Raw genomic sequence first — 25532 nt, 5'->3', positions numbered from 1 at the left:
CGCTACCCCCCCGCCCTGCGTTCTCTCACCCGTGAGCGGGCGGGAGCAGGCAGGCCACCGCCTCCACGTGGTGTGTCAGCGGGAACGCGTCGAAACCGCGGATCTCCGTGACGCGGAATCCGCGCTCGGCGAAGAGTCCGAGATCACGTGCGAACCGCGCGGCGTCGCAGCCCACGTGGATCACGATGCCCGGCCGTGCGTCGGCGACCGCGGCGATCACCCGCTCGCCCGCCCCCGTCCGTGGCGGGTCGAGCACGACCACGTCCGGCCGGTCGTCCAGGTCCGCGATCCGGGCCGCGACCTCCCCACGGTGGGTGCGCACGCGGTCGCCGTCGTCGGCGAAGGCGCGGTCGGCGGCGTCGAGGGCGGCCGGATCGGAGTCGACGATGTGGACGGCCTCCAGACCACCCGCGGTGCTGTCGAGCAGCGCGGCCGCGAACACCCCGGCGCCGCCGTAGAGATCCCACGCCACCCGCGGCCGCGCCCCGAGGTGCGCGTCGACGAGGTCGACGACGGTCTCGGCGTAGGCCCGCGGTGCGTCGCGGTGCGCCTGCCAGAATCCCGCGACCGGGATGGCCCACGACCTCCCGCCGACGCGTTGGACCGCGCTCGCGCCACCCTCGACGATCACCTGGGCCCGGGTCCGCGACCGTCGGACGCGGTTCTGTTGAGCCCGACGCCGGCTGTCGGCGCGGCCCCGACGCGGCTTCTCGACCGGTGCGAGCTCGGTGACGTGCCGCGCACCGTCGGCGTCGAGCACCACGGCGAGTTCGGCGTGCGGGGTGAAGCGGCTCTCGGCCAGACCGTCGAGCATCCCGGGCGCGGGTTGCACGCAGACCTCGGTCACGACCTGCCGCCCGCGGAACGCCGACTGCCCCGGCCTCCCCTGGGCGTCCACGGCCAGGCGGGTACGGATTCGCCAGCCGGTGTCGGCGCCCCCGAGACGCCGCACCCCGGTGCTCGCCAGCTCGGTGCCGGCGACGACCTCTCGCGGCAGATGCCCCACCCGATCCAGGACATCGAGCAGCACAGCCTGTTTCAGGTCCCGGGCATGATCGGGTGCCACGTGGCCGAGATCACAGCAGCCGGCTCCGGCCGCCGCCGCCGGACACGGCGACGGCACGCGGTGCGGCGAGGCGTCGAGCACCTCCACCGCGTCGGCGCGCCAATACGAGTCGTGCCGGTCGTCGGTGATCTCGGCGACCACCCGTTCGCCCGGGATCGCCCCGCGGACGAACACGACCCGACCGTCGGCGCGCCCCACCGCCTCACCACCGTTGGCGGGGCGGTCGACGGTGACCTCGACACGACGGGCCGGTCCCGACCCCGTCACGGTCGCCGCTCGGGTTCGCCCAGCGCCCTACGGGTCTCGCCCGGCGCCCAGTACGCGCGGTCCTCCTTGCGCCGGTCCGACGAGGTGAGCTGCCACGGCACCGAGGTCACCATCACGCCGGGCTCGAACAGCAGACGCCCCTTGAGGCGCAACGCCGACTGATTGTGGAGGATCTGTTCCCACCAGTGCCCGACGACGTACTCCGGGATGAACACGGTGACCACGTCGCGCGGCGATTCGCGGCGCACCCGGCGCACGTATTCGATGACCGGCCGGGTGATCTCGCGGTACGGCGACGCGATGACCTTGAGCGGCACCGTGATGTCGCTGGCCTCCCATTCGGAGACGAGTTTGCGGGTGTCGCGGTCGTCGACGTTGACCGTGATCGCCTCGAGGACGTCCGGCCGCGTCGCCCGGGCATAGCGCAGTGCGCGTTTGGAGGCCATGTGCAGGCTGGACACGAGCACGATCGAATGCGTGCGGCTCGGCAGGACCGCTTCGTCGTCCTCCTCGGCGCGGTCGAGTTCTCGCTGCACCGATGCGTAGTGGTGATGGATGAGTTTCATCATCACGAACAGGGAGACCATCGCGATCACCGCGATGTAGGCCCCTTCGGTGAACTTGGTCAACAGCACCACGACGAGGACGGTGGCGGTCATCACCAGGCCGACGGAGTTGACCACCCGGGACTGCATCATCCGACGACGCGCGTTCGGATCGGTCTCGGTGCGCAACAAGCGGGTCCAATGCCGCACCATGCCGGTCTGGCTCAACGTGAACGAGACGAACACACCCACGATGTAGAGCTGGATCAGCGCCGTCACCTGGGCGCCGAAGGCGACCACGAAGATGATCGCGGCGATCGCGAGGAACAGGATGCCGTTGCTGAAGGCGAGGCGGTCGCCGCGGGTGTGCAGCTGACGCGGCAGGTAACGGTCCTGCGCGAGTACCGAACCCAGCACCGGGAACCCGTTGAAGGCGGTGTTCGCGGCCAGCAGCAGGATCAGTGCGGTGACCGTGGCGACGAAGAAGAAGGCGGGTGGGAACGAGTCGAACACGGCATGGGCGAGCTGGGCGATCATCGCCTTCTGCTGGTAGCCGTCAGGGGCCCCGATCAGGTCCTGTTCGGGGTTCATGACGTACTTCGCACCGATCTTGCCCGCGAGCAGCACGATGCCCAGCAGCAGCGTGATGGAGAAGGCGCCGAGCAGCAGCAGCGTCGTCGCGGCGTTGCGCGACTTCGGTTTCCGGAACGCCGGCACCCCGTTGCTGATGGCCTCGACCCCGGTGAGCGCCGCACAACCGGAGGAGAACGACCGGGCGACGAGGAAGATCAGCGCCAGCCCGGTGAGGTTGTCCTGCTCGGGAACGATGCCGAAGTCGGCGGTCTCGGACTGGATGTCCTGCCCCAGCACGTAGATCTCGGTGAAGCCCCAGACGAGCATGCCCAGCACGCCGATGATGAACCCGTAGGTCGGGATGGCCAGAACGGCGCCGGACTCCTTGATGCCGCGCAGGTTGACCGCGGCGAGAAGCATGATCGCGCCGACGCAGAACCACACCTTGTGCTCGCCGACGAACGGGATCGCCGAGCCGATGTTCTCCGCGGCGGACGTGACCGACACCGCCACGGTGAGCACGTAGTCCACGAGGAGGGCGCTGCCGACGGTGAGACCCGCGTTGGGGCCGAGGTTGACGGTCGCAACCTCGTAGTCGCCACCTCCCGAGGGATAGGCGTGCACGTTCTGCCGATAGCTGGCCACGACCACGGTCATGACGACCGCGACCGCGATCGCCACCCACGGGGTGAACGCGAGCGCGCTGATGCCGGCCACGGAGAGGACCAGGAAGATCTCCTGCGGCGCGTACGCCACCGAGCTCATCGCGTCGGAGGCGAACACCGGCAGGGCTATCCGCTTGGGCAGCAGCGTGTGACCTAGTGTGTCGCTGCGGAACGGCCTGCCGAGCAGGAGGCGTTTGGTCGCGACGGACACCTTGGAGACGGTGGACACCAGGCAACCCTAGAGCGTTGGCGCCGGGCCGGGTAGGTTCGACTCGCGGCAGACGAGCCGCATGTGGAGAGGAATGCCGTGCAGGTGGTCATCATGGGTTGCGGGCGGGTCGGATCCTCGCTCGCGATGGCGATGCAGAAGCGCGGACACGACGTCGCGATCATCGACCGCGATCCGAGCGCGTTCGTGCGGTTGAGTCCCGATTTCGCGGGCCGCACGATCACCGGGGTCGGGTTCGACCGGGAGATCCTCGTCAAGGCGGGCATCGAGCACGCCGACGCGTTCGCCGCGGTGTCCTCGGGGGACAACTCGAACATCATCTCGGCGCGGGTGGCGCGCGAGACATTCGATGTCGAGCGCGTCGTCGCCCGGATCTACGACGCCAAGCGCGCCGAGGTGTACGAGCGTCTCGGGATCCCGACGGTCGCCACCGTGCCGTGGACGACCGAACGGTTCGTCTCGGCGCTCGGTGAGACGACGACGATGGCGTGGCGCGACCCGTCCGGTTCACTGGCCATCGCCCAGATCGACGTCGACGAGTCCTGGATCGGGATCTCGGTGGCCAAGTTCCAGGAACTGACCGGGGCTCGGGTGGTGTTTCTCAGCCGCGTCGGACGCGCGGTCCTGCCCGATGCCAAAACCGTTGTCCAACAAGACGATGTGATCTACGGAGCGGTCATGCTCGACAATCTCAAGAACGCCCGCGGCCTCGCTGCCGAGCCGTTCATCCAGAACGAGTCCGGATGACCCGGGCCGAAGGAGTCCCGAAGTGAAGGTCGCCATCGCCGGAGCCGGCGCGGTCGGGCGGTCCATCGCCCGCGAACTGCTGGTGAATGCCCACGAGGTCACGCTCTTCGAGCGCAACGCCGGCCACATCGACACCGACGCCGTCACCGGCGCCAACTGGGTGCTCGCCGACGCGTGCGAGCTCGCGAATCTCGAAGACGCGCAGTTGCAGACCTATGACGTGATGATCGCCGCGACCGGCGACGACAAGGCGAACCTGGTCGTCAGCCTCCTCGCGAAGACCGAGTTCGCGGTCAACCGGGTGGTCGCTCGGGTCAACGATCCCCGCAACGAATGGCTCTTCGGCGAGGACTGGGGCGTCGACGTCGCCGTCTCGACCCCTCGGCTACTCGCCTCCCTCGTCGAGGAAGCGGTGTCCGTCGGCGATCTGGTCCGGCTGATGACGTTCCGGCAGGGACAGGCCAACCTCGTCGAACTGACCCTGCCGTCGAACACACCGCTCGCGGGCAAGCCCGTGCGCAAGCTGGAGCTCCCCCGGGACGCGGCACTGGTCGCGATCCTGCGTGGCGGCCGGGTCATCGTCCCCCAGCGCGACGACCCGATCGAGGGCGGCGACGAACTGATCTTCATCGCCCCGGTCGAGGCCGAACCCGCCCTCTACGAGGCTATGCAGATCGTGCGGTGATCCCGGCGTCGGCCGAGGCTTCGGCGCGTGCCGCCTCGGCGCGCTGGGCACGGCGCACCAGGAGGATCGTCGCGAGCACCACGAGAGCTGTCAGCGGCCATCCCATCGCGATGCGTGTGAACGCCAGCCACCCGGTCGCGCCGTCGTCGTACAGCTCCGACTGGGTGAGGTAGCGCGCCGCGAAGAGCAGGGCCCACAGCGCGGTGGCGATGTCGTAGGCACGCAGGATGGACCGCTGTTTGCGCCAGCTCGATCCCTCGCCGTTGACCAGGTGCCACGCCACGCCGATGAGCGGCCATCGCACCAGGATGGAGACGGCGAACACGATCGCGTAGACCAGGGTGCTCCAGATCCCGAAGAGGAAGTAGCCCTTGGCGTCTCCGACCCGGTCGGCGATGAAGACGCAGATCGCGACGCCGAGCAGCCCCGAGATCGCGGGCGTCAGTGGTTCGCGGCGCACCAGGCGCACGACGAACAGCAGTGCCGCCACACCGAGGGCGGCATAGATGGCGGTGCGCAGATCGGCGAAGGAGTTGACGGGGACGAACACCACCACGGGCACCGTCGAGTAGACGAGACCCGAGACGCCGCCGATCTGTTCGAGAACCGTGGGCGTCGTCCGCTCCGAGGCCGGCTGGTCGGGATCGGAGTCCGTCGAGGCGGTCGAGTCGGAGTCGGTCACTCGTCGACGCCGTGCAGTTCGTAGTAGGGGTTGTAGATCACCTTGTGCCCGTCCTGCTCGGCGAGCCGTCCGCGGACGGTGACCTTGCGGCCGGGTTCGATTCCGGTGATGCGGTTGCGGCCGAGCCACTTGAGTATCACGACGTCGGAGCCGTCGAAGAACTCGGCCTTCACACCCGCCTTGGCCGAGCGCGAACACGTCTCGACGGCACGGAGCTCGCCGTGCATGGTGACCTCGTCACCTCGGCAGCACTCGGATGCGCGCTGCGCACCCGTCGCCTTGGATTCCTCGGCGATCTTCTCTGCGTCGGCGTCACCGAGATCCTCGGTCAGCCGACGGGTAAGTCGTTTGAGATAGCCGGCAGTGGGCATCTCGACCCTCCCAATGGATTTCGGCCGGCACCGCGGGCTGTGCAGAGCGGTGACCGTGGGTCGCCGAACGAGTGATCGGTGACCTGTCCGCCAGCGTAGACCCCGGCCTCGGCCAGTGACAACGTAGACGACCGCGGGGGCATTCCGCGGTGCCGGGCCGCCGCGGTCTCGGGTCTGCGCGGGGCCCCGGGACACACTAGGGGATGATGCTCTGATGCCCGGCACCGACGGTCTGCTCCGCCCGCCTCCGACCGCTCTGGTCGTCATCCCCGGGACGGGTTCGGACGCCGACCACGTCACCCGCGCCTTCGGCGGAACCGCCGCTGACCTGGGCATCGAGCTCATCGCCCTGGAGCCGACGACGTCGCTGATCGAGGGTCACCTCCGCGGGCTGGATCGTGCCGCGCGATCGCATCGTTCGATCGTGGTGGGCGGCGTCTCGATCGGGGCCGCGATCGCGCTCGACTGGGCCCTGCGTGACGGCGGGCGACGATGCGCCGGGGTGCTCGCCGCGCTGCCCGCCTGGAGCGGCGACGCCCGCACCGCCCCCGCCGCCGCCAGTGCGGTCGCCACCGCCGAGTCGCTCGAGCGCGACGGACTCGAGGCGACGATCGCCGCGATGGCCGGCAGCAGCCCGGATTGGCTCGCGACGGAACTGTCCCGGTCGTGGCGGCGCCTGCATCCGGGCCTCGCCGCCATGTTGCGCGAGGCGGCCGGCTACCGCGCCCCCGTCGGCACCGAGATCGCCGGACTCGCGGCGCCGCTCGCGATCGTCGCGGCTCCCGACGACCCGGTCCACCCGATCGCCGTCGCCCGTGAATGGCACGCGGCTGCACCGCGATCGGCCCTCGTGGAGGTGAGCCTCGACGACTGGGGCCGCGACCCGGGTCTGCTCGGGGCCGGCGCGCGGGACGGGCTCATCCGTGTGACCGACCCGGAGCGGTGACCGCGGGTCAGCGACGGCGGAGGAAACGCTGCATCGCCGAGCCCGACGACGGCGGCGGCGGATCGTCGTCATCCGCGGTGTCGGCCGCCGGATCGGAGGCGGGCGGCGCGTCCGCGACGTCGGCCACTGCTGTGTCGGCGTCGTCGCGGTAGGTGTTGTCGCCGTACACGGTGGCGTGCGCGACCTGGTCAAGCGCGCCACCGGCGACCGGCCCCGGCTCCTCGGTCGAGTCCGCGTCGTTCCCGGCGGCAGGCGCCTGGTCCGCGGGGGCGGCCTGGGGATCCTGTCCGGCGGCGGGATCGGCGAACATCTGCTGCTGGGCGGCCGCGACCTGCTCGGCGAGCACTGGGGGCAACACGATCGGCAGTGGGTCACGCGGGGGGAAGGGTTCGGAACCGCGTCGGACGACGGTCTCGGCGAGCACCGCGCGGCTGAGCCGGGCGAGATCGTCGGCGTTGGCGGTGGGCCCGCTGCCGACGCACCGGACGAGCCAGCGCGGCCCGTCGACCCCGATGAAACGGTGGGTGACGCCATCCTTCTCGGCGACCACCTCGCGTCCCCAGTGCCCGTCCTCGACGCTCGTGGCGGCACCGTCGTCGCGCAGCGAGCCGGCCAGTTCCCGCACCACCTCGCGCCACATCCCGGGAGACTTGGGTGCGGCGAACGCACTCACCGAGATCCGGCCGATGGGGGTCACCAGGTACACGTTCTGCGGCTGGTGGGCCTCGGACATCTCGACGGTGACCTGGCCGCCCTCGACCACCGGCACCAGCACCGAACCGAGGTCGAGATGGGAGTTCTCGAGTTCCTGCGGCCGGGTGGCCAGCGCGTCGATGTCGTAGGGACCGCGCGCCTGACCGACCCGCAACTCCCCTGATCCGTCCTGTGCCATCGCGTCACTCCTCGTTCGTCACCGCCGGCGACAACGATCCGCCGGACACACGGAAAACAGTAATCGACTCCCGACGGGCGGAGGTCAGGCGAGAATCGCCGAACCGCCACTCGATCCGTAACCGCCGTCGCCCCGGGCGGTGTCGTCGAGCTCGTCGACCTCGACGAAGTCGGGCAACTCCACACGCTGCACGATCAGCTGGGCGATGCGGTCGCCGCGCGCGATCGAGATCGTCTGCTCCGGGTCGTGGTTGATCAGGCAGACCTTGATCTCCCCGCGATAGCCGGCGTCGATGGTCCCGGGGGTGTTCACGACCGACAGGCCGGCCCGCGCGGCGAGGCCCGACCTCGGGTGGATCAGCCCGACGGTGCCGAACGGCAACGCCACCGCGATCCCGGTTCCGACGAGCTGACGGCGTCCGGCCGGCAGTTCGAGATCGATCGTCGAATAGAGGTCGACCCCCGCATCACCCGGGTGCGCCCTGGTCGGCAGGGGCAGATCGGGGTCGAGGCGACGGACCGCGATCGGCGCCGCGGCGGAGGGCTGCACAGGGGGGAGATCTGGGGTCACGGACGCAGACTACGCTGGTCACGTGACCGCAGATCATTCGCCCGAGCACCCCGGGGGCACGTCGGACGCCTCCCCCGCACCCACCGGGCGCAACGCCGATGTCACCGACTCGACCGCCGATCGGTTCGACGAGCGTCTGTACGTGCCCTGGTGGTGGTGGCTCGCAGCCGTGGTCCTCACCGGCGTGGTGGGCTACGAGATCCAGCTGTCGGCACGCGGGAGCGCCTGGAGCATCATCGGGTACGTCGCCACCGGCGTCCTGTGCGCGGTGATGCTGTGGACGATGAGCCGTACCCGTATCCGGGTGACCCCGGGTGGGGAACTGCACGCCCACCGCGCCGTTCTGCCACGTTCCGTCGTGGCCCGCGGGGCGACGGTCCCGGCGTCGGCCAAGAGCGCGGCGCTCGGCCGCCAGCTCGACCCCGCCGCCTATCTCGTCCACCGGTCCTGGGTGAAGACGATGGTGCTCCTCGTCCTCGACGACCCCGACGACCCGACTCCCTACTGGCTCGTCTCCACCCGCCGCCCGGCCGAACTCCTCGCGGCGCTGGGCATCGACGACGCCGCGGCCGACCGCCCGGAACCCACCGCCTGAACCCAGGACACGACGAAGGGGCCGCGCCGTGTTCGGCGTCGGCCCCTTTCATCAGCGGTCATCCGCTGGCTGCGAACCTGCTCAGGCGCAGTCGACGCAGATGAGCGAGCTTCCGTTCTCTTCGGCCAGCCGACTGCGGTGATAGACGAGAAAGCAGCTGGTGCAGGTGAACTCGTCGGCCTGCTTCGGGATGACTCGCACCGACAGCTCTTCACCGGAGAGATCTGCTCCGGGGAGTTCGAAGGACTCCGCGGTGTCACTCTCGTCGACATCCACCGCCGAGGACTGAGCCTCGCTGCGTCGCGCCTTCAGCTCTTCGAGCGAGTCCTCGTTGAGGTCCTCGGTCTCCGTCCGCCGTGGCGCGTCGTAATCTGTAGCCATTCTGTGCCTAACTTGTCGAGAGTGTGAGGGGCGCTCACGGTGACGGCGCTGGCGTCGTCACCCGGGTGTTCTTGCGCACGACACCACCGGGATTGTCTTACCGATGGGGTCAGTGCAACGTCGTCTCGGGCGAGATTCGTACCAGAGGAACAGACGTATTGCGTGATTTCGATCACGGTTCGATATCGGGCGCATCCCGGGTCTGGAAGCGCGGGCGCCCGTAGCATAGTGGACACCTCGTGCATGGTCAATACGCTGGACCCAACTCGTCGGTAAGTTTCGCTCCGGCGCCGACAGACACCCCGGAGCGCTCCGGTGACCTCGCTCCCGGCGAGGCATGCGGTCCACCGCGAGGCCACCCTCTACAGTGATCCGAGATCACGCAACGCCCAGTGAGGAGCCAGTCCACGGTGGTGTCGAAGATTACGTCCGGCTATCCGACAGACGAGCAGGGCCGACCCTACCGTCGGCGCCGCTATGCACCGGCGATCATCACGGTCGTCGTCCTGATGGTCGTCGGAGTGGTGGTGTGGGCGGTCGCGCTGGGCGGCGGCGACACCGAATCCGTACCGACAGCGTGCAATCAGCCGACTCCGCCGACGTCGGTGGAGGCCGGTGCACCCGCGCCTCCCGCACCGCCGGCACTCACGGTCGTCGGTCGCGACGAGATGCTGGGGGTCGCGCCGGCACCGCTGTCGACCTTCGGGGTGCGGGTCCTCAACGCCTCCGACGAACGCGGCGCGGCCCGCACGGTGTCCGACGACCTCACCGCGCAGGGGTTCACCCCGGTGCCGGACACCCCCTATGCCGATGACCCCGTGTACCCCAACCGGGACCTGAACTGCGTCGCGCAGATCCGTTTCGGGCCCGCGGGACGCGCCGCGGCCGCGGCCACGTGGCTCGCGTTCCCGTGCGCACAGCTGGTCGATGACGGCCGCCGCGGGACAGCCGTCGACGTCGCACTCGGTACCCACCATTCGGGTGACGAGATGTCCCAGGACGCACAGGCCGCGCTGGAGGCGCTCCGGTCGGCGGATCCGAAGAACCCGGCGAGCGGTGTCGACCCGGTGCTCGTCGAGGCCGTGCATTCCGCTCCCTGCTGAGGTTCGCCGAGAGGTTCCCCGCCGCCGGGTGTGCGCCGGGGAGCCGTCAGGCGAGCGGGCGGCGGGCGTCGAGTTCGTCCAGCAGCGCGAGGAATTCGTCGGCCACGCCGGGCGCGACGGCGACGGTGATGTGCCCCTCGTCGGCCCGCGAGTCCGGCGGCGGCATCTGGACGACCGCACCGGCCTCGGCGGCGATCAGTCCTCCGGCCGCCCAGTCCCACGGGCTCAGACCGTGTTCGTAATGGGCGTCGACGGCGCCGGCGGCGACCATGCACAGGTCGAGGGCCGCGGCACCGATGCGACGGACGTCCCGGACGCGGGGCAGCAGTTCGGCGACGATGCGGCCCTGCTGCCGGCGCCGTGCCGCGTCATATCCGAAACCCGTTGCCACCAGTGCCAGTTCGGCTCGATCGACCGACGTGCAGCGCAGCGTCCGGCGGACTCCGGTCGCGTCTGCCGCCCAGGCTCCCCCGCCGAGGGTCGCGCCGTAGGTCACGTCGCGGGCGACGTCGACGACGACCCCGGCAACCGACCGCCCGTCGACCTGCGCCGCCACCGAGACGGCATAGGCCGGGACGCCGTACATGAAGTTGACGGTGCCGTCGATCGGGTCGACGACCCATCGGACGCCGGAGGGCACCGCGCGGCTGCCGCCGTCCTCCTCCCCCAGCACCTCGTCGTCGGGACGCGCGCGGCGGAGCAGCGAACGGATCAGGCGTTCGGTCTCGGTGTCGGCGAGGGTCACCGGATCGGTTTCCGTCGACTTGGTCGACACCGGTTGCACCGTCGACGTGGTCGACACCGGTTGCACCGTCGACGATCGCGTGTCCGGGGTCCCGGATGCCGGCGGTTCGCCGTGTCCCGGTGTCGCGCCGAACAATTCGGGGCGGCGGCGACGCACGTGCGCGGCGGCCTCCTGAGCCACGGCATGGGCGACCGTGGCGAGCTCGTCCACCGGAATTGTCTGATCCACGCCTTCCATGTGAGCACATCGCCCGACCGCACCGCCGATCGCGGTGGCCGATCTCTCGCCTCGCCCGGGCCGATCGTGTCGACATGCGTTGCGATGTCGCACGTTCGGCGGGTCACGTGGATAGCCTGGACCACGATTGCCGCCGACCCCGACAGGGAGCCCCGCCATGACCGATACGTCCGTCCCCGGATCGTCCGACCCCGACGATCCGACACCTCCGACCAACCTCGGTTTCGGGGTCGACGTCGGCGGTTCCGGGATCAAGGGCGGGATCGTCGATCTCGATTCCGGTGAACTCGTCGGCGAGCGGTTCAAGGTGCTGACCCCGCAGCCGGCGACACCCGACGCAGTCGCCGACAAGGTGGCCGAGGTCGTGGCACATTTCGACTGGACCGGACCGGTGGGCATCACCCTGCCCGGCGTCGTCACCGACGGGATCATGCGCACGGCCGCCAACATCGACAAGGCCTGGATCGGTACGGACGTCTACGACCTCTTCAGCAAGCACCTCGACGGCAGGCAGGTGTCGGTGCTCAACGACGCCGACGCCGCGGGGATGGCCGAGGACGCGTACGGCGCGGGCAAGGACGTCGCGGGGGTCGTGATGCTGCTGACGTTCGGAACCGGCATCGGGTCGGCGATCCTGATCGACGGAACCCTCGTGCCGAACACCGAGCTCGGTCATCTGCAGGTCGGCAAGAAGGAAGCCGAGCACCAGGCGTCCTCTCGCGTCCGGGACGAGAAGGGTTGGTCATACGAGAAGTGGACCGAGAAGGTCTCCGAGGTCCTGAAGACCTATGAGGCCCTCTTCTGGCCGAAGCTGTTCATCGCGGGCGGCGGCATCAGCCGCAAGTCCGACAAGTGGATTCCGCTGTTGACCAATGACACGCCCGTGGTCCCCGCGGTGCTGCTGAACACCGCCGGCATCGTGGGTGCCGCCATGGCGGTCTCGCGGGGGCTCAAAACCTAGCGCCACGCGTGCATTGACCAGGTCTTTGACACACCGGACACGGCGATGTCGTTACAATGGTCGTCACCGGTCATTCCAACCGAGAAACCAAGACCTCGTCCACGGCGGCTCGTGCTGCCGTGTCACGTCTGGTGACAGACGACGGACGACACCATAGAAGACAGTTCGAAAGGTTGTACGTGGCAGCCATCACGACCCACCAGGGTGATGTAGAGGCCGAGGAGTCGACCGAGTCGACCCCCGCCGCGACCGACGCCCCGGCCAAGCGGACCGCCAAGAAGGCTGCGAAGAAGACCGCCGCCCGCAAGGCGCCCGCCAAAAAGGCAGCAGCGAAGAAGGCGACCAAGAAGGCAGCGCCGAAGAAGGCCGCCAAGAAGGGCGCCTCCGCTGAGGGGTCCGGCGACGATCCGAGCGCCGAGCCCGACGACCCGGACTCGATCGACGATATCGACGGCCCCGACGCGGAGCTCGAAGACGTCGAAATCGAAGACCTGGAGGTCGACGACGACGAGTCGGACGACGAGGAGTCCGCGAAGACCCCGGCCGCCGGCGCGGGTCCCGCCACCGCCGCGGCCGCCTCCAAGGACGAGGCAGCCGCCGCCAAATCCGGCGACTTCGTGTGGGACGAGGAGGAGTCGGAGGCTCTGCGCCAGGCGCGCAAGGACGCCGAACTCACCGCCTCCGCCGACAGCGTCCGCGCGTATCTGAAGCAGATCGGCAAGGTCGCCCTCCTCAATGCCGAGGAAGAGGTCGAGCTCGCCAAGCGGATCGAGGCGGGGCTGTTCGCCACCGAACGTCTCCGACGCATCATGGACGCCGGCGAGAAGCTGAGCACCGCCCAGAAGCGTGACCTCAACTGGATCTCGCGCGACGGCAACCGCGCCAAGAACCACCTGCTCGAGGCGAACCTCCGACTCGTCGTCTCGCTGGCCAAGCGGTACACCGGCCGCGGCATGGCGTTCCTGGATCTGATCCAGGAGGGCAACCTCGGTCTGATCCGCGCGGTCGAGAAGTTCGACTACACCAAGGGTTACAAGTTCTCGACGTACGCCACCTGGTGGATCCGTCAGGCGATCACCCGGGCCATGGCCGACCAGGCCCGCACGATCCGTATCCCGGTGCACATGGTCGAGGTCATCAACAAGCTCGGTCGCATCCAGCGCGAACTCCTCCAGGACCTCGGCCGCGAGCCGACTCCCGAGGAGCTCGCCAAGGAAATGGACATCACTCCGGAGAAGGTGCTGGAGATCCAGCAGTACGCCCGGGAACCCATTTCGCTGGACCAGACCATCGGCGACGAGGGCGACAGCCAGCTCGGTGACTTCATCGAGGACTCCGAAGCCGTGGTCGCGGTCGACGCGGTCAGCTTCACGTTGCTGCAGGACCAGCTGCAGTCGGTCCTGGAAACGCTGTCCGAGCGTGAGGCGGGTGTCGTCCGCCTGCGCTTCGGTCTCACCGACGGGCAGCCCCGCACCCTCGACGAGATCGGGCAGGTGTACGGGGTGACCCGGGAGCGCATCCGCCAGATCGAGTCCAAGACCATGTCGAAACTGCGCCACCCGTCGCGTTCGCAGGTCCTGCGCGACTACCTGGACTAGCACTCCGCAACCAGCAGACACACGCCCCCGGCGCCTCCCAGGCGCCGGGGGCGTCTGCTTCTGCGGTTAGCCGCACACCCGACATCTGTCAAGGTTTCTGCGCGCGACGATTTCGACACGGCCGGGAAGTCGGATTTCGAACTGGCTCTACATAAGATGACGCGGTGACTTACGCAGTGACCGGGAACAGACGTGGCGCCATGCTGGTGCGCCGCGCCGCCGTTGACCTGCTGCGTACGGCCTCGATGCTGTGTCGGTGACGCGACCCACCCCGTCCTGGGACCGACACCGCGTCCCCACCCTGCGCTTCATCTCTCGCGGCCGCATCGTGTCCGCCCAGCCTCTCCACGCCCCTGACGGCGTGACTTCCCGGAAAGATCTCCTATGAGAACGATTGTCCTGATCGGCCTCGTCGGCTTTGCTGCTCAGCTCGTCGACGGCAGTCTCGGCATGGCTTACGGCGTCACCACCACGACCCTCCTACTCGCCATCGGCACCAACCCGGCTGCCGCATCGGCCACGGTGCACCTGGCCGAGATCGGCACCACGCTGGTGTCCGGTGTCTCGCACTGGAAGTTCGGCAACGTCGACTGGCGGGTCGTGCGCCGGATCGCAATCCCGGGCGCCATCGGCGCATTCCTCGGCGCGACGATCCTGTCGAGTCTCTCCACCGAGACCGCAGCGCCGGTCATGGCCGTGATCCTGTTGCTGCTCGGCCTCTACATCCTGGTGCGGTTCACCTTCCAGGGCATTCCCCGCCACAATCTCGGCAAGCCGCTGCGCAAGCGGTTCCTGAGCCCCCTCGGGTTCGTCGCCGGTTTCGTCGACGCCACCGGTGGCGGCGGCTGGGGACCTGTCGGCACCCCGGCCATCCTGGCCAGCGGCCGCCTCGAACCCCGCAAGGTGATCGGTTCGATCGACACGAGCGAGTTCATCATCGCCGTCGCCGCGAGCCTCGGCTTCCTGTTCAGCCTCGGTTCGCAGGGCATCAACTTCGCGTGGGTCGGCGCCATCCTCGTCGGCGGCGTGATCGCCGCGCCGATCGCGGCATGGCTCGTGCGCCACATCCCGCCGCGTCTGCTCGGCGCCTCGGTCGGCGGCCTGATCGTGCTCACCAACACGCGCAGCCTGTTGAAGAGCGACTTCATCGATGCCCCGGCCTCGGTGCGCAACGTCTTCTACATCGTGATCGCCATCGCCTGGGCCGCGGCCTTCGCCTACTCGCTCCGCGAGTACCTGCGCGACCGGGAGAACGAGTCCTCGGACGCGGTCACCCACTTCCGCGAGGAGCAGGAAGAGGCACTTGTGGGTGCCGAGGGCGCGGACCGGTCCGGCACCGGGACAGCGTCTACGTCCGACATCCCGGCCACCGAGTCCGCAGCCGAACCCGATGGGGGCGCAAGCGGAACGCACTCCCCCACCCGGACGAGCTGACCGGCCCGACCCGACCCGCGAAGAACACGTAGAGTGGTGCGACCCGGCCCCCATGGCCGGGTCGCATTGCGTTCAGGCATTCGTTGTTCAGTTGTTGCGCGATGTAAACGGTGAGTGACGACACACCGAGCGCACCCCCGGAACAATACGAACGCCTCGAGCGTCTGACAGAGTGAGGTTGACGCATCGCCCGGATGTGTCGGCTCGAAGGGAAGGCGACCGGACACCGGCGCCGGACCGGGACGGAGGAACGACAACCATGACTGACATCGCCACCACAGCCCCGATCTACCTGCCGCTCACAGCCGCCGATCGCTGCGATCGCTGCGGCGCTGCAGCCAAGGTACGGGCCGTCCTGCCCAAGGGCGGCGAACTTCTCTTCTGCCGCCACCACTTCAATGAGCACGAAGCCCGTCTCGTCGAGCTGAGCGCCACCGTCGTCGAGTCCGCCGGCGAGTTGGTCTGACACCTCCGACGATCTGACACGGGCGTTCCAACGCACAGAGCCCGGCCGGAATCATCCGGCCGGGCTCTGTCGTGTCAGCGCCACTCGCGCAGTGCGGCGATCCGTTCCTTGAGCTGCTCGGCGCTCGCCATCGCGGTCGGCGGTCCGCCCAGCCGGGTCCGTAGCTCGTTGTGCACCATGCCGTGCGGCTTGCCCGTGCGATGGTGATGCATCGCGACGAGGGTGTTCAGTTCCTTGCGCAGGGCATGCAGGTTCTCGCCGGTCGTCCCCGGGGGCCGGCCCGGGGTCGGCTGGGCTGAGCTCGCCGACGAGTCCGAAGTCGACGCGGCGGCCGTCCGCGCCGTGACCTGATCCTCCTGCCGTTTACGCAGGAGCGCGCGCACCTGATCGGCGTCGAGCAGTCCGGGCAGACCCAGATAGTCCGATTCCTCATCGCTGCCCGCGAACGTCGCCGTGCCGAACGACGTGCCGTCGAAGATCACCTGATCGAGTTCGGCGTCGGCATGGAGCGACTGGAACTTCGGCTCGTCCTCCCCCGGCTCGTCCTCCTGCTTGTTGGCATCGATCAGCAACTGGTCGTCGAGGCCGTCGCTCTCGCGGTGCGGCTTGCCGAGCACGTGGTCGCGCTCGACCTCCATCTGGCTGGCCAGGTCGAGCAGCACCGGTACCGACGGCAAGAAGACGCTCGCGGTCTCACCCGGACGACGCGACCGCACGAAGCGGCCGATGGCCTGCGCGAAGAACAGCGGCGTCGACGAGCTCGTGGCGTACACGCCCACGGCCAGGCGCGGCACGTCGACACCTTCGGACACCATGCGGACCGCGACCATCCACTCGTCGGTGGACGCGGCGAACTGGCCGATCCGCGACGACGACTTCGGGTCGTCGGAGAGCACCAGCGTGGGTTCTTTGCCGGTGATGGCGGTGAGGAGTTCGGCGTAGTCGCGGGCCGCGGTCTGATCGGTGGCGATGACCAGGCCGCCCGCGTCCGGCGTGCCGGTCGCGCGCAACTGGCCGAGGCGGGTGTGCGCGGCCGTGAGCACCGCCGGAATCCAATCGCCGTGCGCATCGAGGGCGGTGCGCCAGGCGCGGGTGGTGTGCTCGGCCGAGAGAGGTTCGCCCAGACGCGCGGTGTACTCCTCGCCCGCGCTGTCCCGCCAGCTGGCCTCGCCGGAGTAGGCGAGGAACACCACCGGGCGGACGACGCCGTCCTTCAGGGCGTCGGCGTAGCCGTAGGTGTGGTCGGCCTTGGACCGCTGGTGCCCACCGGCCTCCGGTTCGTAGGTGACGAACGGGATCGGCGAGTCGTCGGAGCGGAACGGCGTACCCGTCAGCAGCAACCGGCGCTCCGCGTCGTCGAAGGCCTCGCGGATCGCCTCACCCCAGGACTTGGCGTCGCCGCCGTGGTGGATCTCGTCGAGGATGACCAGGGTGCGGTAGTTCTCGGTGCGCACCCGATGCCGAGCCGGATGGGCGGCCACCTGTGCGTAGGTGACCACGACGCCATGGAAGTCCGTGCTGGTCTGTCCGGCGGCGTTGGTGAAACGGGAATCGAGTGCGATCCCGACCCGCGCCGCGGCCTCGGCCCACTGGTGCTTCAGATGCTCGGTCGGCGCCACGACGGTGATCTTGTCGACGGTGCGGTCGTCGAGGAGTTCGCGGGCGATGCGCAGACCGAACGTCGTCTTTCCCGCGCCGGGGGTCGCCACGGCGAGGAAGTCCTTCGGCTTCTGCGTCAGATACTTGGTCAGCGCACGACGCTGCCAGGCGCGGAGCTGGAATGTGGGTCCGGCACTCGCGGACCCGGACGGGCTGCTGGCGGAGGGTTCGGCTGACGTCACCTTCTGTGCTGCTCCTCCACGGGTGCGGGTACTGCCGGACATGAAATGACCCCTCGCGTGCGGGACCCGCGCCCAAGGGGACCCGCCAATGGTACCGCCGAAGGGCGACAGCTCCCGCATCCCGACATCGGGCCGAGATGGTCCCGGAAGCCGCCCCTCGTGGGCGATCCGAACGACTCGCCTGGTGACCCGAGTACCCAACTGCCCCTCCGATCAGGGATATTGAACTCATCACAACGCGCAAGAGGAATCCGGTCCCGCTGGCCGACGACACGTCGTCGGTGGCTGCGCCGAGCCTGCGCCCGGTGCCGCCGCCCGCGCCCATGTCCGCGGCGATCACCGCCCCGCTCGACGACACCGCGACCGAACCCCTGCGCGCTGCGCCACGACCCGCCCCGGCATCCGGCGACGTCGAGGTGGTCCACGATGCGGATCATCCGCAGAAGCCGGGAAACGACGACCCGGTACGGGCCGAGGCCTCGACCGGGCCCGGACTGCCGGTACTTCCGAACATCCATCGGGTGATCTGGCGCACCATCGTCAAGTCATGGGACGACGGGATCATCGGCTGGGCCGCCCAGGCCGCGTTCTGGCAGGCGCTGTCGCTGCCACCGCTGCTGCTCGGGCTGCTCGGTTCGGTCGGATACGTGGCCGGTTGGTTCGGCCCCGACACCGTCGACGTCGTCTACGCCCGCATCGTCGACTTCGCCGACCGGACCTTCACCCCTACCGTCGTCGACGATCTGATCACCCCCACGGTCGACAGCGTGCTCGGACGCGGCCGGATCGGACTGATGTCGGTCGGTTTCGTCCTGTCGCTGTGGGCGGGATCGTCGGCCGTCTCGTGCTTCATCGCCTCGATCGCCCACGCCCACGACCAGCACGAGGTCCGGAATCCGGTGTGGCAGCGGTTCTTCGCACTGTTCCTCTACGTCGGATTCCTGAGCGTGGCGGTGTTCCTGCTCCCCCTCGTCGCGCTCGGACCGAACTACCTCCGGGCGATCGTGCCGGAGTCGTGGGGTTCCTTCGTCACCACCCTCATCGACTACGGCTACTTCCCGTTCGTCGCCGTGCTGCTGCTGTTCGTCCTGACGACGCTCTACCACCTCGCGCTGCCCAATCCCCTGCCGTGGCACCGGCTGATCGGCGGCGCCGTCGTGGCGGGCGTGTTCTTCTGGCTCGCGAGTTACCTGCTGCGTATCTACCTGACCAAGATCACCGAGGCCGGGGTGTCCTACGGAGCGCTGGCCACCCCGATCGCCTTCCTGCTCTTCACGTTCTCGCTGGGATTCGGCATCGTGATCGGCGCCGAGTTCAACGCCGCCGTGCAACAGTTCTGGCCGGCGAAGGCGTCGACCACCACCCAGGTGCGGCACTGGGTGAACTCGCAGACCTCGGACTTCACCGGACAGCTCCGGACTCTGCCCGACCGGCTGTCCTCCGGTCCGATCCGCAGACACCCCCGGGAACGCGAACGCGGCTGACCGGTACCGGGACCGGCCAACCGCGTCGGCACATGAGGGCAGCCGCTACTTACGCATCTTGCTGTAGATCTTCTTGCACTTCGGGCACACCGGAGACCCGGGCTTGGCCGACCGCGTCACCGGGAAGGTCTCGCCGCACAGGGCGACGACGTGGTTTCCCATGACCGCACTCTCGGCGATCTTGTTCTTCTTCACGTAGTGGAAGAACTTGGGGCGGTCGTCGTCATCCCGATCGGTCGCGTCGGCATCGGGACGCTCGTCGGTCTTGGTGTCGGACCATTCGTCGAGGTCCGGGCGTTCGATGGTTTCGGTTCCCATACCTACATTGTGCGTCAACGGCCGCGCGACGGAACACCGGAGTCGAGAATCGCGGCGGGCAACAATCTGCCCCGCTCGCTCCGCTCCCGGCGGCGGGCAACAATCTGCCCCGCTCGCTCCGCTCCCGGCGGCGGGTCCAATCTGCCCCGCTCGCTCCGCTCCCGGCGGCGGGTGCAATCCCACATCGAAAGTGGGACAGTGGAGAGAGTGTTCGAACAAAGGGAATCCATGGGTGAGACCGGTCGCGGTCAGTACGGCCACAGCAGCACGTCACCGCACGGCGACGAGCACGGCCACCCCGTGTCGAAACGCTCCGGCGCGGAGACCTACCTGATCACCGACGCATCGGACTCGCTGGAGGCCCAGCACCGGGCGCGCGTGCGGAAGTACCTGTTCCTCATGGCTTTCCGTGTCCCGGCACTCCTGATCGCCGGGGTCGCCTACGGGATCACCGGGTCCGGACTCCTGGCGCTGGCGATCGTCGCGATCTCCATCCCGCTGCCGTGGGCCGCGGTCCTGATCGCCAACGACCGTCCGCCGCGTAAACGCGGCGAGGTCCCACAGTACAAGTACGGCGCCGACCACCACGTCGTGGGCCCACCGGCCCTCACCGACACCGATCAGCAGCTGTCCCGCACCGTCGATGGACAGGTCGTCGACCCCGACGATCCCCGCGCCTGACACGACGCCGCCTCCACGCGTTCGCGACCGACAGGTCCGTCACCGCCACCCCGGCCATCTCGCGCCGGTTCCTTCGCGCGCGACATCTCAGCAACTTCTCAGCCGGTTGTCGAGCCGCCAAAAAGAATGCGCAGGTCACCAAGCCTCATCGAGGTTTGCTCCGAAGCACTCTCGGGAACTATCGGCCGCACATGGACGTTGGACCCAGTGAACGCACTCAAGTCAGGAGGCCGCATGTCACGCTCGACAGTTGCACGTTCGACCCCGACCAAAGGTTTCGCCGAAGTCACCCCTCCGGGTACTCGGCCGGCGATGACCGAACAAGATCTCGACGCCCAGTCTCCAGCGGCGGATCTGGTCCGTGTCTATCTGAACGGAATTGGTCGTACCGCTCTCCTCAACGCGGAGCAGGAGGTCGAACTCGCCAAGCAGATCGAGGCCGGCCTCTACGCCAAACACGTTCTGGCGACCAAGAAGCGGCTCTCCGCCGCCAAGAAGCGCGATCTGGCGGTCGTCGTCCGCGAAGGTGAGGCCGCCCGTGCCCACCTGCTCGAGGCGAACCTCCGCCTGGTCGTGTCGCTGGCCAAGCGGTACACGGGTCGCGGCATGCCGCTCCTCGACTTGATCCAGGAGGGCAACCTGGGTCTGATCCGTGCGATGGAGAAGTTCGACTACGCCAAGGGCTTCAAGTTCTCGACCTACGCGACGTGGTGGATCCGTCAGGCGATCACTCGCGGGATGGCGGATCAGAGCCGCACGATCCGGCTCCCCGTCCACCTGGTGGAGCAGGTCAACAAGTTGGCGCGCATCAAGCGCGAGCTGCACCAGCAGCTCGGTCGCGAGGCGACCGACGACGAACTGGCCAACGAATCGGGCATCCCCGCCGAGAAGATCGCGGACCTGCTGGACCACAGCCGCGATCCGGTGAGCCTGGACATGCCGGTGGGCAGCGACGAAGAGGCACCCCTCGGTGACTTCATCGAGGACGCCGAGGCCACGTCGGCCGAGAACGCCGTGATCGCCGGACTCCTGCACTCCGACATCCGCGCCGTCCTCGCGACGCTGGACGAGCGAGAGCAGCAGGTCATCCGGATGCGCTACGGCCTCGACGACGGCCAGCCGCGCACCCTGGACCAGATCGGCCGCATGTTCGGGCTGTCGCGCGAACGCGTGCGACAGATCGAGCGGGAGGTCATGGGCAAGCTCCGCCACGGTGACCGTGCCGAGCGCCTGCGCGCCTACGCGAGCTGAGCGTCCCCGCACGCCCAGCTCGTCGCCTCACTGAGTCCCTCGGTCAACCGAGTCGTCTGGGTCCGGTGTCCCGCCTGTCGGGCACCGGACCCACTCGTATCCGGGCATTGAGGACGGCCGCACCGTCGACCGAGGCGAGGATCGGGTCGCAGACCACCTCGCGGACCTCCGGGATGTCGTCGACCAGCGTCGAGATGCGCAGCAACAGGTCGGCGAGCGCCTCCTTGTCCGCCGGCTCCTCCCCCCGGTAGCCCGACAACAGGGGCGCCGAACGCGGCTCCTCGATCAGTTCACGCGCATCGAGATCGGACAACGGGACGGCGCGGTACCCGTGATCGCCCAGTAGGTCGAAGGTGCGCCCGGACAGACCGAACGACATCACCGAGCCGAATGACGGATCGTCGCGTACCCGGATGACGGTGCCGACGCCCTTCGGCGCCATCTTCTGTACGTGCAGCACGCGATCACCGGTGAGCTCGGTGAGTTCGGCGAACGCGGTCACCACGGACGTCGCGTCCGGTAGGTCGAGACGCGCACCCTCGCGGTCGAGACGGCCGCGCCACTTGTCCGATGTCGCCTTCACGGCCACCGGGAGCCCCAGCTCACGCGCCGCGGCCGACGCCTCGTGCATCGTGGTGACCTCGCGGAACGGGACCACGTCGATGCCGTACCAGCGCAACAGCTTCGCCGACTCCACATGTCCGAGCAACCGCTCGACCGGTCGATCGACGGCACCCTCACCCGCCATGGCCTCACGGACGAACGTCCGCGCCGCCTCGGGATCGGTGCCCTCGGGGCGGTGGACGACGGACTCCGGCCGCAGCCGCCACCGGGCGTACTGCCAGGCACGGGCCAGCGAGGCCGCGGCGCGCTCGGGCGAGCCGTACGACGGGATCGAGCCCTTCGTCGGCATGCCGCCCGGCCCCGGCCTGGTCAGGCCCGGCGGAATGCCGTCGACCGCGAGGAAGGTCGTGACGATCGGCTTGTCGGCATCGGCGTCGGGCGTGTTCGCCGCCGCCATGAGTGCCCGCGCGTGCCAGTCGGCGCCGACCGCGACCGGCGGTACGAAGACGACGATGATCGCGTCGACACCCGGATCGGCCATCGCCGCCGAGACCGTCGACTCGAACTCCTCCTCGGAGGCACCGGCGCCGAGATCGACGGTGTCGACGACTTCGAGGCCTCCGTTGCGCGCGGTGTCCGCGGCCAGGCTGCCGAGCACCGAGGAGTTGCCGATGATGCGGACGCGCGGCCCGCGCGGAAGCGGCTGATAGGCGAACACGGCCGCGCAGTCGAACAGCTCGGGGATCGTGTCGACCTGGATCACGCCGGCCTGTTCGAGCATCATCCGGGCGATCTGATCGTCGAGGGTGGCCGCCGAACGCGCCGCGCGGACCGGTGTCATCGCACCACGGCCGGACTTGACGGCGATGATCGGCTTCGAGCGCGAGACCCGCCGCGAGATCCGGGAGAACTTGCGCGGATTACCGAAGCTCTCGAGGTAGAGCAGGATGACGTCGGTGGTGGCGTCGGTGTCCCAGTACTGCAACAGGTCGTTGCCGGAGACGTCCGCGCGGTTGCCGGCCGAGGCGAACGTCGACAGTCCGATCTGGCGCCGGGCCGCGGTGTCGAGGATCGCGATCCCGAGCGCGCCGGACTGGCAGAAGAATCCGACCCGCCCGGCACCCGGGATTCGTGGGGCCAGGGTCGCGTTGAGTGCGACCGTCGGGTCGTTGTTCGCCACTCCCAGCGCATTCGGCCCGACCAGACGCATTCCGTGTTCGCGGACCTGGGCGACGAGCCGGCGCTCGTTCTCGAGCCCCTCCTCCTCGCCGGACTCACCGAAACCCGACGACACCACGACGAGCGTGCGCACGCCCTTGACCAGACAGTCGTCGAGCACGTCGTCGACGCGGGCGGCGGGCACCGCGACCACCGCGAGGTCGACGGGGTCGGGGATGTCGCGCACGGTCTCGTACGCCCGGATGCCGCGCACAGACGGCGGTCGTTCCCGGGTGCGGCGACGCGCCGGCAGCGGTTCACGACCGGGCCCGCGCCTCCCCCGCTCGGGCTCGTCCTCCGCAACCCGGGCGGGACCGTTGACCGGGAACACCGGTCCGGTGAAACCTCCGGCGATGATGTTCGCCAGCAGCGCATTGCCGACCTTGTTCGGGTCCGTCGAGGCGCCGATGACCGCGACCGAGGTCGGACGCAGCAGGTTCGCGACGCTGCGGGCCTCCGAGGCGCGTTCCCGGGCGTTGCGCACCGACAGCAGCGCCTCGGTCGGGTCGATGAGGAACTCGACGTGCACGGTCGAGCCGTCGAAGCTGCGCGCGAGCTGATACCCGGCGTCGCGGAAGACGGCGACCATGTTCGGGTTCTCGCTGAGGACCTCGGCCTCGAAGCGGGCGAAGCCGTTCTCCGCCGCCGCCCCGGCGAGATGTTCGAGCAGGATCGGTCCGAGGCCGCGGCCCTGGTGTTCGTCGGCGACGACGAACGCCACCTCGGCCGATTCGGGTTTCCCGTCGAAGCCGAGTCCTTCGTAGATGCCGACCGCGATGATCTCGCCGCCGAGTTCGGCGACGATGGCGACCCGCTGCTGGTGGTCGACGGTCGTCATCCGCGCCACCTCGCGCGGCGGCAGTGTGGGTGTCGGACCGAAATAGCGCATGTAGCGCGTTCGCTCCGAGAGCTTGGAGTGGAACGCCACGATGCGGTCGGCGTCGTCGGGCACGATCGGCCGCAGGTGCACCACGCCGCCGTCGGAGGCCAGCACGTCGGCGATCCAGTGCCGCGGGTAGTCCCAGGGGCTGCGCGGCTCGGGTTGGTCGGCCACCGCGCCGGTGGTGTCCGATGCTGCGGTGGTGGCGTCGTCAGTCACGAGGATCCTCCGGGTCGAGACCATGGAGCGGGTACACCGCGCGCCGGGTGGCGAGGATCGCGCGGTCGGTCTGGCGTTGGGCGTTGGGCGCGACGCCCTCTGGTGGCTCCTGGCCGGCGTCGCCCGCCCACGGCTGGTAGTCGACGATGCCCCCGTCACCCATGACCCGAACGGGCGGGGCGGCATAGTCGGAGTGAACCTGCTCGGAGATCTGTTCGGCCGTGGCACACCAGGATTCGTCGATGACCGCCGATACGTCGACCTCGCGGTCGAGGGCGACCCCCAGCAGGTGCGTCCAGCTGCGCGGCACCACGTTCACCACGCCGTAGCCACCGCCGCCGACCGCGATCCAGCGACCCTCACAGTATTTGTCGGCGAGGTTGCGCATGGCGATCATCGCCGCGCGCTGGCCGTCGACGGTGAGCGACAGGTCGGTCAGCGGGTCGGCCCGGTGGCTGTCGGCGCCGCACTGGCTGACGATGATCTGCGGCCGGAACTCGGCGACGAGCGACGGCACCACGGCGTGGAAGGCGCGCAGCCACAGCCGGTCCTCGGTGTTGGGCATGAGGGCCAGGTTGACCGCGCTGCCCGCCGCGTCGCCGTCACCCACCTCCGTCGGCCATCCGGTGCCCGGCCACAGGGTGGCCGGGTGCTGGTGCAGCGACACCGTCATCACGCGCGGGTCGGCCGCGAACTCGACCTGGACGCCGTCGCCGTGGTGGGCGTCGACGTCGATGTAGGCGATGCGGTCGTATCCGTGGTCGAGCAGATACCTGATCGCGATGGCGCAGTCGTTGTAGATGCAGAATCCGGCGGCGCGCGAGCGCATCGCGTGATGCATGCCGCCACCGATGTTGACCGCGCGCGTCGCAGCACCCGAGACCACCGTCTGCGCCGCGGCGAGCGTGCCACCGACGAGCAGCCGCGCGGCCTCGTGCATGCCGTCGAAGACCGGGTTGTCGGCATCGCCGAGCCCGAACAGGCGCTCGAGCAGCGGACCCGACAGCGACGCCGTCCCGGACCCGACAGCGCGCACCGCGTCGATGTAGTCGCGGCTGTGCACGACGGTCAGCGCGTCGTCGTCGATGACCTGCGGCGGGACCGTCTCGACGCCGTCGAGGACACCGAGACTCTGCGCGAGGGTCATCGTGAGGGCGAGTCGGACCGGGTTCATCGGGTGCGTGTGGGCCCAGCGATAGGACAGGAAGTCCTCGCTCCAGATGACAGCTGTCGTCATCGGGCACTCGTAGTGTTGATCACGACCTCAGGCTAGTGGTACACCTCGCGCAGCGGCCACGGATGTCGCGTCGGACACGAG

General features: G+C 69.2%; 24 protein-coding genes. 12 read left to right on the top strand and 12 right to left on the bottom strand.

What is annotated here, in order from left to right:
- Nucleotides 1-25: 25 nt before the first annotated feature.
- Together AC3B6C_RS18525 and AC3B6C_RS18520 are read right to left on the bottom strand one after the other, a co-directional pair.
- The gene (locus AC3B6C_RS18525; RefSeq protein ID WP_488373707.1) at nt 26-1333 is read right to left on the bottom strand and encodes a class I SAM-dependent RNA methyltransferase; all 1308 of its coding nucleotides are present in this window, start codon (nt 1331-1333) and stop codon (nt 26-28) included.
- Nucleotides 1330-3345, bottom strand: coding sequence for an APC family permease (locus AC3B6C_RS18520; RefSeq protein ID WP_010840893.1), 2016 nt, complete (start codon nt 3343-3345; stop codon nt 1330-1332). The genes AC3B6C_RS18525 and AC3B6C_RS18520 overlap by 4 nt, the downstream gene beginning before the upstream one ends.
- 78 nt (nt 3346-3423) lie before the next feature.
- Between AC3B6C_RS18520 and AC3B6C_RS18515 the strand changes: the two genes are divergently transcribed.
- Entirely contained in the window at nt 3424-4092 is a 669-nt protein-coding gene (locus tag AC3B6C_RS18515) for a potassium channel family protein (RefSeq protein ID WP_010840892.1), read from the top strand.
- 22 nt (nt 4093-4114) lie between these two features.
- Nucleotides 4115-4777, top strand: coding sequence for a potassium channel family protein (locus tag AC3B6C_RS18510; RefSeq protein WP_010840891.1), 663 nt, complete (start codon nt 4115-4117; stop codon nt 4775-4777).
- On the opposite strand, the gene AC3B6C_RS18505 is transcribed toward AC3B6C_RS18510, so the two are convergent.
- Both AC3B6C_RS18505 and AC3B6C_RS18500 read right to left on the bottom strand, forming a co-directional pair.
- A complete protein-coding gene (locus AC3B6C_RS18505; RefSeq protein ID WP_014926577.1) occupies nt 4758-5459 on the bottom strand; it encodes a DUF3159 domain-containing protein in 702 nt (233 codons plus the stop codon). The genes AC3B6C_RS18510 and AC3B6C_RS18505 overlap by 20 nt on opposite strands.
- Nucleotides 5456-5830: an OB-fold nucleic acid binding domain-containing protein gene (locus AC3B6C_RS18500; protein WP_010840889.1), complete on the bottom strand. Its 375-nt coding sequence runs from the start codon at nt 5828-5830 to the stop codon at nt 5456-5458. Before AC3B6C_RS18500 ends, AC3B6C_RS18505 begins: the two co-directional genes overlap by 4 nt.
- 214 nt (nt 5831-6044) lie before the next feature.
- Between AC3B6C_RS18500 and AC3B6C_RS18495 the strand changes: the two genes are divergently transcribed.
- Nucleotides 6045-6776, top strand: coding sequence for an alpha/beta hydrolase (locus tag AC3B6C_RS18495; protein ID WP_488373706.1), 732 nt, complete (start codon nt 6045-6047; stop codon nt 6774-6776).
- A gap of 7 nt (nt 6777-6783) precedes the next feature.
- On the opposite strand, the gene AC3B6C_RS18490 is transcribed toward AC3B6C_RS18495, so the two are convergent.
- Nucleotides 6784-7668, bottom strand: a complete 885-nt coding sequence (locus AC3B6C_RS18490; protein WP_488373705.1) for a DUF3710 domain-containing protein — start codon at nt 7666-7668, stop codon at nt 6784-6786.
- A gap of 84 nt (nt 7669-7752) precedes the next feature.
- Entirely contained in the window at nt 7753-8238 is a 486-nt protein-coding gene (gene dut / locus AC3B6C_RS18485; protein WP_014926574.1) for a dUTP diphosphatase, read from the bottom strand.
- 22 nt (nt 8239-8260) lie between these two features.
- On the opposite strand from dut, the gene AC3B6C_RS18480 reads away from it, so the two are divergent.
- Nucleotides 8261-8833, top strand: coding sequence for a DUF3093 domain-containing protein (locus tag AC3B6C_RS18480; RefSeq protein WP_014926573.1), 573 nt, complete (start codon nt 8261-8263; stop codon nt 8831-8833).
- Nucleotides 8834-8914: 81 nt separating this feature from the next.
- Here the strand turns inward: AC3B6C_RS18480 and AC3B6C_RS18475 are convergent, their stop codons facing one another.
- Nucleotides 8915-9214, bottom strand: coding sequence for a DUF4193 domain-containing protein (locus AC3B6C_RS18475; RefSeq protein ID WP_004018846.1), 300 nt, complete (start codon nt 9212-9214; stop codon nt 8915-8917).
- A 410-nt stretch (nt 9215-9624) separates the two neighbouring features.
- Between AC3B6C_RS18475 and cei the strand changes: the two genes are divergently transcribed.
- Nucleotides 9625-10317 (top strand): envelope integrity protein Cei, encoded by a 693-nt coding sequence (gene cei / locus AC3B6C_RS18470; protein ID WP_014926572.1) that lies wholly within the window; start codon nt 9625-9627, stop codon nt 10315-10317.
- A 46-nt stretch (nt 10318-10363) separates the two neighbouring features.
- Here cei and AC3B6C_RS18465 read toward each other — a convergent pair whose 3' ends face one another.
- A complete protein-coding gene (locus tag AC3B6C_RS18465) occupies nt 10364-11299 on the bottom strand; it encodes an inositol monophosphatase family protein (RefSeq protein WP_488373704.1) in 936 nt (311 codons plus the stop codon).
- A 157-nt stretch (nt 11300-11456) separates the two neighbouring features.
- Between AC3B6C_RS18465 and ppgK the strand changes: the two genes are divergently transcribed.
- The 4 genes from ppgK to AC3B6C_RS18445 all read left to right on the top strand — a co-directional run bounded on the left by ppgK (nt 11457) and on the right by AC3B6C_RS18445 (nt 15758).
- A complete protein-coding gene (gene ppgK / locus AC3B6C_RS18460) occupies nt 11457-12260 on the top strand; it encodes a polyphosphate--glucose phosphotransferase (protein ID WP_010840882.1) in 804 nt (267 codons plus the stop codon).
- A gap of 56 nt (nt 12261-12316) precedes the next feature.
- Complete coding sequence (locus tag AC3B6C_RS18455) at nt 12317-13858, top strand: RNA polymerase sigma factor (protein ID WP_081637163.1); 1542 nt, start codon at nt 12317-12319, stop codon at nt 13856-13858.
- A gap of 384 nt (nt 13859-14242) precedes the next feature.
- Complete coding sequence (locus AC3B6C_RS18450) at nt 14243-15292, top strand: sulfite exporter TauE/SafE family protein (RefSeq protein ID WP_014926568.1); 1050 nt, start codon at nt 14243-14245, stop codon at nt 15290-15292.
- A gap of 259 nt (nt 15293-15551) precedes the next feature.
- Nucleotides 15552-15758 (top strand): DUF7455 domain-containing protein, encoded by a 207-nt coding sequence (locus AC3B6C_RS18445; protein ID WP_004018852.1) that lies wholly within the window; start codon nt 15552-15554, stop codon nt 15756-15758.
- A 74-nt stretch (nt 15759-15832) separates the two neighbouring features.
- Here AC3B6C_RS18445 and AC3B6C_RS18440 read toward each other — a convergent pair whose 3' ends face one another.
- On the bottom strand, nt 15833-17599 hold the full coding sequence (locus tag AC3B6C_RS18440; RefSeq protein WP_010840879.1) for a DEAD/DEAH box helicase: 1767 nt from the start codon (nt 17597-17599) through the stop codon (nt 15833-15835).
- A gap of 281 nt (nt 17600-17880) precedes the next feature.
- Here AC3B6C_RS18440 and AC3B6C_RS18435 point away from each other — a divergent pair, with 281 nt between their 5' ends.
- Nucleotides 17881-19083, top strand: a complete 1203-nt coding sequence (locus AC3B6C_RS18435) for a YihY/virulence factor BrkB family protein (RefSeq protein ID WP_488373703.1) — start codon at nt 17881-17883, stop codon at nt 19081-19083.
- A 45-nt stretch (nt 19084-19128) separates the two neighbouring features.
- Here the strand turns inward: AC3B6C_RS18435 and AC3B6C_RS18430 are convergent, their stop codons facing one another.
- Nucleotides 19129-19401, bottom strand: a complete 273-nt coding sequence (locus AC3B6C_RS18430) for a DUF3039 domain-containing protein (RefSeq protein WP_010840877.1) — start codon at nt 19399-19401, stop codon at nt 19129-19131.
- A 228-nt stretch (nt 19402-19629) separates the two neighbouring features.
- Here AC3B6C_RS18430 and AC3B6C_RS18425 point away from each other — a divergent pair, with 228 nt between their 5' ends.
- Together AC3B6C_RS18425 and AC3B6C_RS18420 are read left to right on the top strand one after the other, a co-directional pair.
- Complete coding sequence (locus AC3B6C_RS18425) at nt 19630-20082, top strand: DUF3099 domain-containing protein (protein WP_055474676.1); 453 nt, start codon at nt 19630-19632, stop codon at nt 20080-20082.
- Nucleotides 20083-20394: 312 nt separating this feature from the next.
- Complete coding sequence (locus AC3B6C_RS18420; protein ID WP_193363244.1) at nt 20395-21333, top strand: sigma-70 family RNA polymerase sigma factor; 939 nt, start codon at nt 20395-20397, stop codon at nt 21331-21333.
- Nucleotides 21334-21376: 43 nt separating this feature from the next.
- On the opposite strand, the gene AC3B6C_RS18415 is transcribed toward AC3B6C_RS18420, so the two are convergent.
- Together AC3B6C_RS18415 and AC3B6C_RS18410 are read right to left on the bottom strand one after the other, a co-directional pair.
- Nucleotides 21377-24214: a bifunctional acetate--CoA ligase family protein/GNAT family N-acetyltransferase gene (locus AC3B6C_RS18415; protein ID WP_010840874.1), complete on the bottom strand. Its 2838-nt coding sequence runs from the start codon at nt 24212-24214 to the stop codon at nt 21377-21379.
- Nucleotides 24207-25451: an acetoin utilization protein AcuC gene (locus tag AC3B6C_RS18410; RefSeq protein WP_488373702.1), complete on the bottom strand. Its 1245-nt coding sequence runs from the start codon at nt 25449-25451 to the stop codon at nt 24207-24209. The genes AC3B6C_RS18415 and AC3B6C_RS18410 overlap by 8 nt, the downstream gene beginning before the upstream one ends.
- Nucleotides 25452-25532: the final 81 nt, after the last annotated feature.

The sequence above is a fragment of the Gordonia sp. 11cp genome, assembly GCF_057767225.1.
This window is presented reverse-complemented; position numbering and strand designations above follow the sequence as displayed.

Coding starts and splice junctions, on each gene's coding strand:
- AC3B6C_RS18495 (WP_488373706.1), top strand. CDS start 6,045: ATGCCCGGCACCGACGGTCTGCTCCGCCCGCCTCCGACCGCTCTGGTC.
- AC3B6C_RS18445 (WP_004018852.1), top strand. CDS start 15,552: ATGACTGACATCGCCACCACAGCCCCGATCTACCTGCCGCTCACAGCC.
- AC3B6C_RS18425 (WP_055474676.1), top strand. CDS start 19,630: ATGGGTGAGACCGGTCGCGGTCAGTACGGCCACAGCAGCACGTCACCG.
- AC3B6C_RS18420 (WP_193363244.1), top strand. CDS start 20,395: ATGACCGAACAAGATCTCGACGCCCAGTCTCCAGCGGCGGATCTGGTC.
- AC3B6C_RS18430 (WP_010840877.1), bottom strand. CDS start 19,401: ATGGGAACCGAAACCATCGAACGCCCGGACCTCGACGAATGGTCCGAC.
- AC3B6C_RS18410 (WP_488373702.1), bottom strand. CDS start 25,451: ATGACGACAGCTGTCATCTGGAGCGAGGACTTCCTGTCCTATCGCTGG.
- ppgK (WP_010840882.1), top strand. CDS start 11,457: ATGACCGATACGTCCGTCCCCGGATCGTCCGACCCCGACGATCCGACA.
- AC3B6C_RS18500 (WP_010840889.1), bottom strand. CDS start 5,830: ATGCCCACTGCCGGCTATCTCAAACGACTTACCCGTCGGCTGACCGAG.
- AC3B6C_RS18455 (WP_081637163.1), top strand. CDS start 12,317: ATGGTCGTCACCGGTCATTCCAACCGAGAAACCAAGACCTCGTCCACG.
- AC3B6C_RS18450 (WP_014926568.1), top strand. CDS start 14,243: ATGAGAACGATTGTCCTGATCGGCCTCGTCGGCTTTGCTGCTCAGCTC.
- AC3B6C_RS18490 (WP_488373705.1), bottom strand. CDS start 7,668: ATGGCACAGGACGGATCAGGGGAGTTGCGGGTCGGTCAGGCGCGCGGT.
- AC3B6C_RS18465 (WP_488373704.1), bottom strand. CDS start 11,299: ATGGAAGGCGTGGATCAGACAATTCCGGTGGACGAGCTCGCCACGGTC.
- AC3B6C_RS18475 (WP_004018846.1), bottom strand. CDS start 9,214: ATGGCTACAGATTACGACGCGCCACGGCGGACGGAGACCGAGGACCTC.